Annotated in this window: 11 protein-coding genes; 3 read left to right on the top strand and 8 right to left on the bottom strand. The window is 48.8% G+C overall.

The genetic code is table 11. From position 1 onward, the window contains the following. Nucleotides 1-16: 16 nt before the first annotated feature. A complete protein-coding gene (locus UNH61_RS11235; protein ID WP_339070968.1) occupies nt 17-703 on the top strand; it encodes a hypothetical protein in 687 nt (228 codons plus the stop codon). Between the two features lie 22 nt (nt 704-725). Next, nucleotides 726-1,697, top strand: coding sequence for a DUF5007 domain-containing protein (locus UNH61_RS11230; protein WP_339070967.1), 972 nt, complete (start codon nt 726-728; stop codon nt 1,695-1,697). 96 nt (nt 1,698-1,793) lie between these two features. Here the strand turns inward: UNH61_RS11230 and UNH61_RS11225 are convergent, their stop codons facing one another. The 6 genes from UNH61_RS11225 to UNH61_RS11200 form a co-directional block, all read right to left on the bottom strand. Beyond that, nucleotides 1,794-2,312, bottom strand: coding sequence for a 2'-5' RNA ligase family protein (locus UNH61_RS11225; RefSeq protein ID WP_339070966.1), 519 nt, complete (start codon nt 2,310-2,312; stop codon nt 1,794-1,796). 40 nt (nt 2,313-2,352) lie between these two features. Further along, on the bottom strand, nt 2,353-3,390 hold the full coding sequence (locus UNH61_RS11220; RefSeq protein WP_339070965.1) for a hypothetical protein: 1,038 nt from the start codon (nt 3,388-3,390) through the stop codon (nt 2,353-2,355). A gap of 71 nt (nt 3,391-3,461) precedes the next feature. Then, complete coding sequence (locus UNH61_RS11215; protein WP_339070964.1) at nt 3,462-5,681, bottom strand: GH92 family glycosyl hydrolase; 2,220 nt, start codon at nt 5,679-5,681, stop codon at nt 3,462-3,464. Next, nucleotides 5,653-5,802 (bottom strand): hypothetical protein, encoded by a 150-nt coding sequence (locus UNH61_RS11210; protein WP_339070963.1) that lies wholly within the window; start codon nt 5,800-5,802, stop codon nt 5,653-5,655. Before UNH61_RS11210 ends, UNH61_RS11215 begins: the two co-directional genes overlap by 29 nt. A gap of 79 nt (nt 5,803-5,881) precedes the next feature. Beyond that, a complete protein-coding gene (locus UNH61_RS11205) occupies nt 5,882-8,380 on the bottom strand; it encodes a hypothetical protein (RefSeq protein WP_339070962.1) in 2,499 nt (832 codons plus the stop codon). Nucleotides 8,381-8,449: 69 nt separating this feature from the next. Beyond that, the gene (locus tag UNH61_RS11200; protein ID WP_339070961.1) at nt 8,450-8,737 is read right to left on the bottom strand and encodes a hypothetical protein; all 288 of its coding nucleotides are present in this window, start codon (nt 8,735-8,737) and stop codon (nt 8,450-8,452) included. A gap of 222 nt (nt 8,738-8,959) precedes the next feature. Here UNH61_RS11200 and UNH61_RS11195 point away from each other — a divergent pair, with 222 nt between their 5' ends. Further along, the gene (locus tag UNH61_RS11195) at nt 8,960-11,635 is read left to right on the top strand and encodes a PQQ-dependent sugar dehydrogenase (protein ID WP_339070960.1); all 2,676 of its coding nucleotides are present in this window, start codon (nt 8,960-8,962) and stop codon (nt 11,633-11,635) included. A 79-nt stretch (nt 11,636-11,714) separates the two neighbouring features. Here UNH61_RS11195 and UNH61_RS11190 read toward each other — a convergent pair whose 3' ends face one another. Continuing rightward, a complete protein-coding gene (locus tag UNH61_RS11190) occupies nt 11,715-13,553 on the bottom strand; it encodes a right-handed parallel beta-helix repeat-containing protein (RefSeq protein ID WP_339070959.1) in 1,839 nt (612 codons plus the stop codon). Between the two features lie 31 nt (nt 13,554-13,584). Beyond that, nucleotides 13,585-15,171: a discoidin domain-containing protein gene (locus tag UNH61_RS11185; protein WP_339070958.1), complete on the bottom strand. Its 1,587-nt coding sequence runs from the start codon at nt 15,169-15,171 to the stop codon at nt 13,585-13,587. Nucleotides 15,172-15,234: the final 63 nt, after the last annotated feature.

Below are 15,234 nucleotides of genomic sequence, written 5' to 3'. Positions count from 1 at the left end.
TCAAAAACACAACTGTATGAAAAAAAGATATCCGGGGCTGATCGCACTTATTGCCGTTGTATTATTTTCCTGCAAGAAAGATTACACCATCGGCGGAAGTCTGCATGATCCCCATGTGAATATGACCACTTACGATTATCTGAAAACCAATCCGCTGTTCGATACCGTAAGACTACTAATCGACAAAACAGGGCTGAAGGATGAGGTAAACAGTGCCGGTACTTTCTTTAGTATCACGGACTATGACCTGGATAACTACCTCGATCAGAAACGGGAGTATGAACGCATCATCCGCAACGATCCAAACCTGCCTTATACATTCGACTCGCTGGATTTCCGTGCCATGAAGGATTCCCTGAGGGCATATATCTTCAAAGATAAAATTACGCTGGATAAAACCACCAAAACCGGTAAGCTCTACAAAGCCAATGACGGGGAACTGCGACTGATACAGGGTATCCCATCCAGTGACTATACCAACACGGGCATGTTCACGCAATACCCGGTATACCTTTATCTCACGAAGATCAAGCCGCTGCCGGGAAGCCCTGTTCCGACCGACGATTCCGGGCTTCCGAACGTAAAGCCGGAGCAGTTACTACAGGCAGTATGCCAGACCACCGGGATTATTACGACCACCGGTATGCTGCACGTGCTTAACAACAACCACACCTTTACTTATTTCGGGGACGTGAATAACTAGTTTCACCCTTTACGCAATGATTATGAAAAGAAACATAAAAATAGTGGGCGCCGTATTGTTCAGCCTCAGTGTGGCGATGTACAGCTGCTCTAAAGTGGAAAAAGGTTACCTGAGCAGTCAGGTACGCTACGTGGATAATCCCATCCAGATAAAGCGTGGACAGGTACAGCAAACCTCACCCGTAAGCAATGATGGCTCCAGTGCCCCCGTAGTATACAAGCTGTTGGATATACGGGATGCGGTCAAACATACCCATGCCGACACCTTATACGCGAAATTTGACCGTTACGAATGGATAGGTAAATTTGATCCCCAGGTAGATACTACCGTAGCGTTGTTAAATAAGAAAAGACAGAAAATAAACTCTACCTGCTGGGAATTCAACGAACATACCGGCGCCTTCACTTTCTACAGCACTTCTGTGAAGATGCCGCTGGGTGTTTATGAATTCGATATCCAGGCCTCCAATGAAAACGGTACCAGGGTGTATAAGAACATTGCCACCTTCACACTGATCGACGAGCCCCCTTACCGGATCGGCGACGGTGGCGCGGCCTGGTTCAAAGATGGCAGCAGTAGCAGTGGCGATCTGGGCGTACCTACGGTCACCATTAAAAAGATATCGGACGATGGCACAAATATCATCCTGAAGATCGCAGATCAGAACGGTCATTATTTCAATCCGGCCAAAGGAGAAATCATCCGCCGCGGCGACCGCAGTGATTTCCAGACTTACGCGCAGTTCCATCCTATCGAAAAGAACGATACATCGATGATCTGCAATTTCGAAACCACGCCGTTCCCGCTCATGCAAAGCTCCTACGGATACCTGATTTACTATCGGATTCCCAGCCAGTTTGTCACTATTGATCCTGGCTACGCGCCCACCAGCGACCAGATATATAGCGCCAATCCGCGGTTCCAGTTTCAGATCTTCCAGGAAGGAACCTATGAGGTAACTGTTACTGTGAAGCATGTGAATAGAGCGAAGTAGGAATGAAGAATATGGAATGAAGAATTAAGAAATGGCGGGGAGATAGTAAACGCGAAGATCAACTTCGCTACTATCTCCCCGCCATTTCTTAATTCTTCATTCCATATTCTTCATTTCCCCGAAGGGGTACGTTTCTTCTTTCAACCACCTATTTTTCTGATAACGCCAGGCCTCCACTCCTATTCCTTTGATAACATGCGGATATTCCATCCCTGCCAGCTGACGATATAACTCCTGTGTTTTGTAAGCCGTCAGCTTTCCTGCAATGGTAATATGCGGCTGTAAAGGAGCCTGGTCCTTCGCAATAAGCAACTCCTTCCATTCCCTTTGCAAGGCACTATGCCATTCTTCCAGTTCTGCGGAAGATAACGTATAGGCTACCCCGTTAGAGAACTGCTGCAGCCCTGTTACCTGTACATCAAAAGCCTCTCTCAAAGTAGCCCTGGCAATGGATTCAACGATGCGTGGATTATCTCCAGGCAGGTGATAAAAAAGCGTCAGATGTGCATCCACCCGGTTCGCGTATGCCGGGTAATACCGTTTCCGGCGCTCATTGAAAAATGCAGCTGTTTCCGGAAGCAGTTGTAATGTAAGGATGAGAGGAAGCTGTTTCAAGACAAGCGTTTTCTCTACGCAAATTAATAATTCTTTCTCCTTATTTCTTCACCAGCTCCGTCATACCCCCATCCGGACTGGTTATGACCATTTTTGTGGCCGTAATCTCCGTAATGGTATGCTCTATGATATCAAAGTTTTCTGCATTCAGTTGTCCGTTCTGATCAAGTACCATCAGTAATTTTTTTGTGGCAGGGTTATAAGACCAGCCACCGGAATAACTGGTGTTATCCTTTATGACATCGTATCTCTGATGAGAGCAGCTGGATCCCGGAACAACCAGGATATAGTCTGTGTCTTCATTATCCCATTTGAAAGTGCCATCGCTGTTGAAAGCACCTTCATCTTTGACGGTATAATGGTAGTTGGTATATAACCAGAATGTATTGAGATCTGCGGGTTGGGCGTAGACAAGCGATGTATCTCTGCAATAAAAGAGATCCCTGGAAGTATCGCCGGCCAATGTCAGGTGCCACTCATTCTCTGTCGGGGTTTTATAGCGATAGTTCTGCCAGTTGCCCACCAGCGGAGTTCCGGCAGCGCCGCCAGCCGGACTGAGGATGGTGATAATCGCTTTGATCACGTTACTCACCGCATTGGTAGAATCGTATACCGAATACTCAATAGAAATAGTATCTGTAGTGGCGTTCTGCGGCAGCTTGATAATGATGATAGAATCGTTGCCATCTTTTTTCAGCCAGCGGCGATCTACACCTTTTGCCATTCTTGCTCCTGATTTAGGCTGCGAAAAATCTACCTTGAAATAACTATCTGCACCGGATACTTTCAGGTAATACCCCTTGAATTTACCGCCGGTCAGATCCGGCCTGATCACCGCATACCGCCCGTTGATGGCCGGAATCACCTGGTTACCCGATGCCGTATTCAATACCGGCGCACCAGCTGCACCTGTACCCACAGGCATAGTTCCTTTAATGGATTTTCCGTATTGAACCTGTAGGGAAGCTGTCAATACATTAGGATCCGGGGCCGCTGGCTTGTCTGTGCCAGGATGATCATCTTTTTTACATGCAAAAAAGGCAGTTGCAAGCAATGCGAAAACCAGTAGTTTCTTCATAGATATAGGATTAAGCAAATTTTGCACGCAAAGATATATTATAGAATAATACACTACGTGAGAATTTGGAGCTAGAAAAGCGAGGCGGCAAACGCTTCTCCCGGCTTCGGTCCCATAAACAGTTCCAACGTTCCACCATTCATCAGCTGCTGATGGGTGAAAAACGGCTTACTCAAAGGCTGGCCATTGAATTTCGCCTGCTGGATGTATTTGTTCACCACGGAACAATCATGTGCAATGATCGTGAATTGCCTGTTATCCGGCAATGCAATAGTGACATGCTCAAATACAGGACTGCCGATGGTATATTCCGGAATGCCCGGTGTTACCGGATAGAAGCCCATGGAAGAAAATACCACAAAGGCCGACATACCGCCACCATCTTCATCACCGGGGATCCCAAACACGTTATCCTTAAACCAGGTATCCAGCAGGAAACGGATACGCTGCTGGGTTTTCCAGGGAGCGCCTGCGTAATTGTAGAGATAAGGGATATGGAAACTGGGCTCGTTGCCCATAGAAAACTGGCCAACAAGACCGGTGGCATCCGGGAATTTGTTCCAGAAGTTGTAACGCGACATATCCAGCGATTCACGGAACAGCTGATCCAGGCGCTTTACGAAGGCCTGCTTCCCGCCCATCAATGTTATCAGCCCGGGAATGTCGTGCTGTACCTGCCACAGATAGGTCCAGCCATTGTTTTCGTCGTAGTAATCGCGGCCTCCCAGGCCTCCGTCGAATTTTACGTTGATATTGATCCAGTTCCCATCGGCATCTTTCGGCATAAAAAACTGCTTCTCTGCATTCCAGAGATGCTGATAATTTTTTGCCCGGGGTGCAAAGCGTTGCTGGTCGGCCTTTTTATTGAGCTCACCGGCCAGTTCGGCTACGGCCCAGTCGTCGTATGCTCCGCCGAGTGTCACGGCTACTGCCTGTCTTTTTTCGAAAGAATGTACTTCGGCAACCGTTTCTTTTTCGCCGGGGTGCAGCGCCGGGAAGTAGCCTTTGCTACGGTATACATCATCCAGCGATGTTTTGGGACCGTTGCGCCAGGGCAGCATCGTGGCTTCCGTCGCATTTTTGCGCATACCTTCGTAGGCGGTCTCTATATTAAATCTTCTCAGGCCTTTTCTCCAGGCATCAAGCATGATCACCGACGAATGAAATCCGTTCATGCAGGCATGATCTCCGAACAGCACGGGAAAGGTAGGCATCCAGCCGCTTTGTTCGTACATGTGTACGTAGGAGTTCAGCATGTCTTCTTCCTTTGCCGGGTCCAGGATCATGCGCAGTGGATGCAGAGCCAGGTAGGTGTCCCACGACCAGTCATCCACATAAAAAGGACGATTATCGGCATGGATCTGTTTATCGAAACCACTGTAGTACTTCCCATCTTCCGAAATATCAACCGCTCTCTCATAGCAACGATACAATGCGGTATAAAAAGAGCGGCGCTGAGCCGGTGTTCCTCCTTTTACATTGATCTGATCCATCACCTTGTCCCAGGCTGCCTTTCCGGCAGCGACTACCTCGTCGAAGGATGTATGACTGATTTCTTCACGGAAATGTTGTTCCGCCTCTTCCGGGCTGATGTAACTAATGGCATACCTGAAAACCACTTCACTGGCGGACGCAGGGAATCCCACTGCTATTTCGGCAGTACCGTTACTACCGCTTTCCAGGGTGGCCTGCTGACTGAATACCCCGTACATATACACTTTGATATCGTCGTGATATGTTTCCACTCCTTTGATGATATTGTTGGGAAGGAGGTTATAGGAAGATGCCCCACCGTTATAGACACCAAAGAGCAGCGATCTGCCGGACGGCTGTTGCGGGAAACGAAAACGGTAGCAGCCGGTTTTCCGGCCTGCGGCGAATTCTACATTGATCTGATCGTCGAGCAGCCAGGTGGAGTAATACCAGGGACGGTTTATTTCCAGATCATGGTCGTAAGCCATTCGTCTGTTCCGGGCAGCTTTATCCGGCGTGCCGGCGACGGGCTTTACGGAAAACACCTGCCCCATTCTGTGCGATACAATCGTTAGCGGAAAATTATCGATCTGATCATCCATATAATCTTTACGCTGCGGCGTAAACCGGATGAGCTGATTGGGTAGCTGCACCGTCGGACGGGTAGGCTCCAGTAATTGCCCCACATTACCGATGCGGGGATCTATCATATCCGTATTCCGGTCTGGAATCGAATCGCGGACAGCCGCCTGGGTGGAAAGGGAAATAACTGATGTTAGCAGGAGGAGGCTACTGTTCCTCCATATAGATCTTTTCATTGAGCATATTATTTATAATGGAGATGGGATATTTAAACAAAAAATGCTGGCGACGGAGATCGCCAGCATTCTGCAAATAAAACGGCCTGAGTGCCATGTCGTGGAATAATGTCTTATTCATTACTGGCTGCAATTTAGCCTGGTGGCCTTAACAGCAGCACTAATTAAGCACTAACCCGCGAAAAAAGTTCAAAAAAAGTTCACTTTTCACCGGAAAAATCCGTGAAGGGATGCGGAAATTCTTCTCCGTATAGGTGTAGATACTCTTTTGTAAATTTATTAAAAAGTGCTTTAGCCAGTGAATGTCGTCCCAGGGTAACCAGGCTGCTGCACTTCAGGAGTAATGCTTCTTCACTGACCGGATCAACGAGGAAAATACCATCTGCCATTTCTATCAGCAGTTCCGGTGCTGCTTTAAATTGGGGCGCAGTGCCGGTCAATACATCCAGCACATCGGCCGAGATACCCGACTGTATATCTTCCAGCCAGCCGTACCCGGCATCAGGCAGGAAGGCGCCACGGCGTAGTATGGCGAGCATTTGTTTTATCCCGGTTTTCGACAACGGCCGGGGTTGCGCCAGCAGCTCCTGGAAAACGGCGAGGTCGATGCGAATCCGGGTGGCATCGTACTGCAGGCTCCACCTGTCGGCCTCCTTCACGAATGTACAGGGCGCCAGTTTGTCTAATATCGCTTTCAGCTTCACCATGTTTACGGAACGGTTGTTCTGCGCTTCTTTGCTCGACTTATCCGGCCAAAGTGTCGCATATAGTTTATCGGACGAAATTCCTTTACCGGTGCGGATGGTATGAATAGCGATCAGCAGAAACAGTTCTTTCAGCAGTGGTGTGAACGAGCGGGTCAGATCTTGTCCGTCTTTGTCTAATACTTCAAATGTACCGAAGCAGTGGATATCAGCCTGCTGCCCCGGTGCTTCTGCAGGCGGTTCCGGCGTTGCTATTACCGGCGCCGGTGGTGCTGTTGCCTGTGTAGCCGGCAGGGATGGTTTACGGCGGAAGCGGTAATAATATATTATGAAGATGACTAACGCCAGGGATATCACCGATGCCCAAATATACCAGCGGCTGATTTGTTTGCGCGCAGATACTGCTGTTGTAATGGCAGCTCCCGGAAATTCGAGCGTATATACGTTCACGGTAGTTCGCTGGTCGCTGTTGGTATGCATGGTTACAGCCGTCAGCAGTTCGCTGGTACTGCAAAAATAGAGATCGGCGAAAGACCTGATATCATGAAAAGAATACGGTATTTCATCGGCCAGCTGAGTATACACCGGTTCCGACAGGGAGCCCCGGATCAGTTGCAGTGAAGTATGGAACTGGTTGTCAGGAAAAGTAAGTGCATAATAATGTTGCCCATCGGGGTCCGGAACGAGGCTGTTGGCAAAGGCGAATTGCACACCTGGTTCTTTGAGCTGGTATAGCTTATGAAAAGAATGATCTTTTACATAGAAAGCCATCAGATCGTACTGATGACGCGGGTTAATCACCTGGCTACCGCTGTTGCTGCCGTAACCACCGAGTATATAGGCCGTATCGCCATTGGTAGTGGCGCCTACTGCTGCGAGGTAGCGTGGCACGAGGCGTTCGCCGCTAACGGATACGGTATCCCAGCTGGCAGCGGAGGGGCGATAACGTTGTACGAGGTTCTTGTATTGCATCTGGCCGTAGCCGCAGAGTATATACAGCGAAGAATCGGAGCGGGAGAAGAATTTGTTGGCCTGCCAGAATACCGTGAGCCCTCCTGGCGTATATGCTACATCCCAGCGCCGGTTGGCAGCATCATAGGTGCCGGCTTTGCGTTCATCTGCATAAAAACTATATAATTTATTATTATACGGATCAAACACCGCCTGGTTACCGGGTAGCAGGTTCTCCAAACGCTGGCTGAGCGCTGTTCCTGCAGCCTGACCATTTTTAAATGAAAGATGATATAAAGTATCGCCGGTTACCAGGTAGAGCACCTCCGTATTCCGGTCGAACGCTACGGCGGGATATCCGTTCACTTCCCATGTTTGCGCGAGGCGCCAGTGGTTATGCCGGGGGTTGATCCAGACAGGATTCTTTACTGCAGCGGTTTTCCCTTCCTGCCGGTCGGTGGCAGTGTCGCCGGCAACTTCCGAGAGGGGCCAGTTGTAGCGGATGGCATCTCCCTCTTTCACTACAATATCACGGATATTCATTGGCGGAATATCGGTTGTCTGAAAACCTTCAAAGGCGTTGGTACCGAAGAGCACCTTTATACAGGCGGGGTTGCCTGTTTGCAAGTGTCCGCGCGCTACCTGCCGGCCTTCCACAGCTACAGCCGCTTCCCGGCTGGCCGGGTCGATACTCACAGCAATGCGCGTCCATTTATTGAAAAGCGCTGCTGAGTCGATGTAAAACTTCTTCGAAAAATTTTCGCCGATGAGGAAATTAATGGACCGGTCCTGCTGATTGTATACCAGGTCTACATTCTCGTCGTTGTCAGCAACAATCCTTAGTATGTAGCCAAAATAAGATTCTTTATAGGGAAGTAAATTAAAGTCGAAAGCAATTTCTCCTTTCTTCTTAAAACATAACGGTCCTGTGGAAGTGAGGTTCAGTGCAGTTCGTTTCTCCTGCACCACCTCGTGGCTGGAGAAGCGCAAGCCGTACGACGACTGGCTCAAACCATCACCGGCTGCCAGGAGGGCAGGTAACATTAACAAGAGAAAAAATTTCCACATACTCCGCTAAAAAACTAAACTTAACTGCAGCCGGCTCTTTTTATTTTATTTTAAAAACCGGGTTACTAATACTTCCCATTCCTCTTCCTGCGGATATGCAGGTCTGCTGGCGCCGGCGCGGCGGTACCAATAATCAGCGTTTCCCTGATCACCTTCTACCCTGTGCAGATACGCATGCACCCGGGCAGCATCTGTCCCTGGCAGACTGTCGACCAGGTCGTGCGCCTTTTTCCAGTTTCCTTTCGCATCGTACCAGAGCGACTCCAGGTAAACGGAAATTTCTTTCGGCGGGTGCTCCTTTTGGAGAGATGATTTAAATTCCTTCAGATCCATCTTTAATATTTAACTGCCTGGATAATGTGGGCACCAAAGATACGCAAGCAGCACAGAAAATGACAAGCCCTGCTATTATTGTGATATTAAATTCGCCTATAATTATACTTCTTTCCCGAAAGATTTGCTTATCCTATATTATTTCCTTTCATCCCATTTCCGGAAAAAAGAAATAATACGCTATTATTTTAGATCCTTCTAATCAAAATCTCAAACACACACATGAGCGATCAACAACCATCGCGTTTGCGCCGGCTGATACCGGGCCTGATTATTGTCAGTTCAACACTCATTATACAGGCATGCGGTAACCGGAAAGACGGCGGAACGATGAAAACCCCGGAAGACAATCGTTTTACCAAAACCATTTTATCGAACGACCTGAACGAGCCGATGGAACTGGCTGTTACCAATGATGGGGATGTTTATTTTATAGAGAGAAGTGGTAAGCTGTACCGTTACGATGCGGCAAGCCAGGCCACGAAAGTCGTATATACGTTCCCGGTACTACCGGATACAAAGGAAGGATTTGGTAACGGATTGCTGGGATTAACCATTGACCCCGACTTTGATCACAACCATTACATTTATTGTTTTTATACACCCAATAAACTGCCGGCAGCGCAGCATGTATCCCGGTTTACGCTGGCAGGGAAAGATTCGCTGATAGTAGCATCGGAGAAAGTGCTGCTCACCATTCCGCTGGAACTGGAAGTAAGCGCGCATACCGGTGGTTCGCTGGATTGGGATAAAGATGGTAACCTGTTCATATCTACCGGCGATAATACCGTACCATTTGCCTCCAACGGTTATGCGCCACTGGACACGATTCCTGGCCGCATCACGTTTGACGCAGAGCGCTCCGCCGGTAATACAAACGACCTCCGGGGAAAGATACTGCGCATACATCCGCAGCCTGATGGCACTTATACTATACCTGAAGGCAATCTGTTTCCAAAAGGTACGGCAGGCACCAGGCCGGAGATATATGTCATGGGCTGCCGTAATCCGTACCGTATGTCGGTCGACAAAGCTACCGGTTTCGTATACTGGGGCGAGGTTGGTCCGGATGCCGGCCAGGACGCCGCGCAGGGCCCTCGTGGTTACGATGAGATCAACCAGGCGAAAAAGCCGGGGAACTTCGGCTGGCCGTTTATGGTAGCGGATAATAAAGTATATCCTGCATATGATTTTGCAACGAAAACAATTGGCCAGCCCTATAAAGCAGAAGCGCCGGTGAACCACTCACCGTATAATACCGGGCTGAAAGTATTACCTCCGGGGCAGAAAGCGATGGTTTACTATCCGTACGATTCATCGAAAGTATTCCCGCAATTAGGCAATGGCGGCCGATGCGCCATGGCTGGCCCGGTTTTTCATTATGATAAAAATACCGCCAGCAGCACCGGATTACCGGCGTATTTCGATAACGGGTTATTCATCTACGACTGGATGCGTAACTGGGTATATGTAGTACGGCTGGATGAACAATACAACTTCAAATCAATGGAGCCGTTCATGGCCACCAACGGCGATTTCCGCCGCCCGGTAGACATGGCCACCGGTAAGGGAGGCGACCTGTACGTACTGGAATATGGTTCTGTGTATGGCGTAGACAACGACGATGCCCGGCTGGTGAAAGTTTCCTACAATGGCGGCAACCGCGCTCCGGTGGCCAAAGTATACACCGTAGATACCGCAGGCTCCGCCCCGGTGAAAGTGGCGTTCAACAGTACGAAGAGCTATGATTTCGACAACGACGCACTGAAATATGAATGGAATTTCGGCGACGGCAGCAGCAGTTCTAAAGAAGCTAATCCCGTTTACACCTATACGAAAAACGGCGTATACAAAGCCGTGTTGAAAATAACAGATCCGTCAGGCGCCAGCAGCAGCGATACCGTCACTATACGTGTAGGCAATACCGTTCCACGGGTAAGCATCAACACTACGGATAACAGCACCTTCTATTCCAACAATCATCCGCTGCATTATGCGGTGACCGTTACCGATAAAGAAGATCCGTCTATCAACTACGGGCAGCTGAACGTTGGTTTGCATTACGTGCCTCGCAGCAAAAAGCCGCAGCAGGGTCACCAGCTGATCACCGCCATACCGGCTCATCCGGGGAAATTGCTGATGGAAGGCAGTGATTGCAAAGCCTGTCACCAGCTCGACAAAACCTCTGTAGGCCCCGCTTTCACGCAGGTAGCCAAACGTTATGAACACGATCCCAAAGCACCGGAATATCTTGCCAACAAGATCATCAATGGCGGTGGCGGCGTATGGGGAGAACACTCTATGGCAGCCCATCCGCAGCTATCAGTAGAGGATGCCGGACAAATTGTGAAGTACATTCTTACCCTTGCAGCACCAACACCTGGCAGCGGACTGCCGCCTACCGGAACGGTAGCATTAAAGGATCACCTGGGCAAAGAGCAATTTGGTAACTACGTGCTGGCAGCCACTTATACCGACGGAGGTGGAAACGCTTCTCCGCTGAGTGCCACTGCCCTGCTCCTCCTGCGCCCTGCCAGAATGCAGGCAGAAGAGGCAGATTCTGTCAATAATATAGGCCGTTCTTCCGAACACCTCGGCTCTATCCATAACAAGTCGTTCTTTATTTTCCGGAACATCGATCTGAAAGGAATCAGCAGCGTTACCTACAGGTATTCGTCGCTCGATAAAGACGCGCGGCTGGAAATACGCACCGGCAGCGTAACCGGGCCGGTGATCAGTACTTTTGATTTTAAAGCAACCGGCGATTGGCATAAATTCATTGAGAAGACCGTACCGGTGAAAGACCCTGGTGGCAGGAATGATCTGTATTTTGTTTTCAGCAAGGATAAGGCGCCGGACCAGCATTTATTTACGCTGGATTGGCTGGAGTTTAAATAATCTTTAGTCTTTAGTAAAAATGCAGCGGAGATTAACGTACATAGTTACACGTTAGTCTCCGCTGCATTTTTACTAAAAGCTAAAGACTGCTTACGCTCAACCTCCCGCTTCCGGACTGCCTCAAATCCTTCGGCTTCATATGCTCTATCCACACATTTCTTCCCGGGAAAGCCGCATCAAATGTATTGTTACCAATACTTACATGCCTGCATCCATCCAGGTATACATTCACCTTACGATAAAATGGCGGATAGGTATTCGTATATATCATCCTGTTAGATGAAAACACCAGCGTATCTACAGAACGGGCGTACAGCAACGCATAGTCGTAATGCCGGAAAGTATTACCAGTGATGCGGATGTTGTGATGGTACGCCGGAGAGGTTACATCTTTCGGAGTGATAAAAGGTGTAATGGAAATAACGCCTTCTCCCCAGCCCCAGGGCGCCTCCTTTATATTATTGCCGGAAGTATAACAGTTCTCAAAAACATTGTTTTCAATAGCTACGTCCCTCACTGCACCTGATTCATACCACAGGTGCCGGTCGCCTTCAATGAGGATGGCCGCACCCGCAGTATTGAAGTAGTTATTGGATATGCGCACTTTGCCTGCGCTGGTTACCAGTATCCCCCTTGCGCGGTTGCGCTTCATCACGCGGCAATTGGTGATCTCCACATCCGGGTTCCTGTCTGCACTTTCCAGCAGATCGCCACTATTGAGCATACCGGTGATATTGCTGGTGAAAGTAAGCCGGTATCCTGTAACCCTGCCGTTTTCCCATACAGCCTCCTGCCCTGCCACGGATAAACCATGCCAGCGCTGCATCGTAGCCGTATCCACCCGCCAGGCTTTATCACCGGGCTCAAAGCCTACGTACCTTCCATCCGGCGCCAGCAGCACTTCATGATCGTTCAGTACTTTGGCTACCTGGGCATACATACCATGTATATTGATAAAATCATCGCCGGCGCCGGTGACCGTGCATCCGTCGATCACAATGCGGCCTTTACAACCATTAAAGTGCGTGGCGTCGGCTACGGTACTGAATACACGATTTTTCTTTTCATTGGCTATGATATTCACCTGCTTCAGGGTGATGTCTTCACTTTTGAAAGCAATGACCCCGCAACTCAGGGTATGGTAAATGTTGATTTGCTCCAGCCACAGCCGGCGGCTCTGCATCAGCTGTATACCATCGGTGATGTAATAGCCGTGATAAAGCGCGATCAGCGTTCCGGGAGCCGGCTTCATTGCAGGCCGGAAATGCAGTCGTACCAGTCCTTTCCCGAGCGATGTAGCCGTGGCATCTGAAAGTTTCCCCAAAGGATTATCGCGGGTCTGGTATACGAGGTCTTTATTACCTGCATTAAAGATATTATTATAACTGCCACCAATCTTACTTCTCCAGCCCTCGCCCGTGAAGTAAAGTGTATCGTTCTCTATCTCGTACGGATATACGTTTTCGTCTATCTTCAGATCCAAAAAGTCATCGCCGCATTGCACAATCTCTGCCTGCGACATAAAAGGCCGGTCCCAGTCGATGCTGAAATTCCGGAGTGTTACATCCGCTGCATTCAATACCCTGAACGGCATCATTCTTCCATGAAATACAAATGTTGATCCCTGACCGTCGATGCATACACCCGACCTGTCGCGGATATCAAACGCAACGGACGCTTTGAACAACTCCCCCGTTTCTTCATGCGGCCAAAAGTCGTACCTGCCGCGGGGAAAAACCAGTTTCAGGTAGCGCCCGTTCCTGTTTTCGGCTAACAGCGTCCTGATCACCGGCTCTATATTAAGCCGGCTGCCAGGATGGATGTTATAATCTGTTACGTTTATCTGAACAGTATCCGTTTGTCCGAAACACCTATTGTTAAGGACCAGTAATAAAAAAGATATCAATGTAATTCTCATCTTGCTAATTAATACACCAAAAGATAAATCATCAGAAAGCACTGATCTCAGAAAAGTACAACACCTTGTTGGTGCCGTGAATGGCGGTCACCACCAGTTTCAGGTAACGTGCATTCACTGCTGCAGGAAATGAAAGCCTTGTTTTACTTTCTTCCACAGGGCCTTCCGGTATTTCGATATTAGTATAAGTAGCCGCCGTTTGCCAGTTGACGTTATCCTGGCTCACCAACACCTGCATATCTTTGGGCTGGCCGCTGGAATAGTTGATATAAAATTTACGATTCTTAAATGTAATACCATGCAACGATTTTACCGATTTCGTATCGATGGTAATATGATGCGGAAAAGGCGCTTCCCCGTTCACCCAGGCGGTAGACCAGAACGTATATGGATTGTTGTCCAGCACATAAGCGGCGCCTCCTTCCTGTGGCGCTGAAGGCCAGGGCTCCTGAGAGGAAAAGTCAATCACTTCCCAGCCGGTCCGGTCATATTCTTTCATATCGAACATGATGTAGTAGTAATATCCCTGCCGATTGTTAGTGGCTGGGTAAAACCCGGTGGTATAGAGTTTGAACGACTGCCCCATGACATGCTGGTTATTGTTGGTTACATTCACATGCCAGTTATAGTGATAGCTGATATCCGGAAAACTGAAATCCCTGGGGCTCCAATCCTGTGTTGCCATGCTATTGGCAAAAGAAATAAATGTTTTACCATAGATCTCATTGCCGATGCAAACATATTTTTGAAGGAATTTATTGTAACATACATTGGCAATATTCACGTCCGGTATAACGATGGTTTCATGGCCACCGATGCCGGCTTCCACCCAGGTACCGTTGTAAAATTTCTTCCAATGCCCCGGTGCAAGTTTATCATTGAGCAGGCACCTGGCCACACAAATATCCTGCGCCGTTCTGTTCAGCGTAGACAGTGAATAGAAGCCTTTTTTATAATAGACATACGCATACCCATCGCCCGGAATGAAAAGATCAAGATCGCCCGCGCCGTAATATTGCTGCCCCGCCGGTGGTGGGATGGATTTGTCCTGCGTAATGATATCGCCCTGATAGGTCCATGTTTGTCCATTGTTAACCGACGTAGCAAGCCCCATGCGCCGTTCCTTTGCTTCGCTGGCCCAACCGTTCAGGTAGTTGTATTCACTGTAGGCAATGGAGTAGAATTTACCATCAGACGGATCTATCCAAAGTCCCATCAGCCAATAGAAACACCAGTCGTTTCCTTCCGTACGATAGTAAGGAAAGTTAGCAGCAGGTTGTGGCTGCGACTGCTGCACGGCATTGTTGACATTATCGCCTTTCCATATTCCCCAGCCATTCCAGCTGTTATTCCACATGGTACCGCCTCCGCCGAGTATATAGAGCTGCCCCTGGTATCTGTCGATGCCCGCCATCTGATCAAACAGGTACGGATGTACGTTTTTTACGGTGTCCACTTCCCAGAGAATAGAGTCATAGGTAGCACTGGAGCCAACAACGGTCATGAGTCCATTTCCCTGCGGAATACGCTGAAGAGTGGTATTCTTTTTTTCAATGTCTTTCTTACATCCTATCACCCAACATCCAACCACCATCATTAAAAATAATCTGTAATGCATATGCAGAAAATTTAAGGTGAGATAATAAAAGGCTGTTATCCCCCCGCGGCCAGCGCCGCAGGG

It is taken from the genome of Chitinophaga sp. 180180018-3 (assembly GCF_037893185.1).
Lineage (GTDB): Bacteria > Bacteroidota > Bacteroidia > Chitinophagales > Chitinophagaceae > Chitinophaga.
This window is presented reverse-complemented; position numbering and strand designations above follow the sequence as displayed.

Coding starts and splice junctions, on each gene's coding strand:
- UNH61_RS11235 (WP_339070968.1), top strand. CDS start 17: ATGAAAAAAAGATATCCGGGGCTGATCGCACTTATTGCCGTTGTATTA.
- UNH61_RS11230 (WP_339070967.1), top strand. CDS start 726: ATGAAAAGAAACATAAAAATAGTGGGCGCCGTATTGTTCAGCCTCAGT.
- UNH61_RS11220 (WP_339070965.1), bottom strand. CDS start 3,390: ATGAAGAAACTACTGGTTTTCGCATTGCTTGCAACTGCCTTTTTTGCA.
- UNH61_RS11215 (WP_339070964.1), bottom strand. CDS start 5,681: ATGAAAAGATCTATATGGAGGAACAGTAGCCTCCTCCTGCTAACATCA.
- UNH61_RS11210 (WP_339070963.1), bottom strand. CDS start 5,802: ATGAATAAGACATTATTCCACGACATGGCACTCAGGCCGTTTTATTTG.
- UNH61_RS11205 (WP_339070962.1), bottom strand. CDS start 8,380: ATGTTACCTGCCCTCCTGGCAGCCGGTGATGGTTTGAGCCAGTCGTCG.
- UNH61_RS11200 (WP_339070961.1), bottom strand. CDS start 8,737: ATGGATCTGAAGGAATTTAAATCATCTCTCCAAAAGGAGCACCCGCCG.
- UNH61_RS11195 (WP_339070960.1), top strand. CDS start 8,960: ATGAGCGATCAACAACCATCGCGTTTGCGCCGGCTGATACCGGGCCTG.
- UNH61_RS11190 (WP_339070959.1), bottom strand. CDS start 13,553: ATGAGAATTACATTGATATCTTTTTTATTACTGGTCCTTAACAATAGG.
- UNH61_RS11185 (WP_339070958.1), bottom strand. CDS start 15,171: ATGCATTACAGATTATTTTTAATGATGGTGGTTGGATGTTGGGTGATA.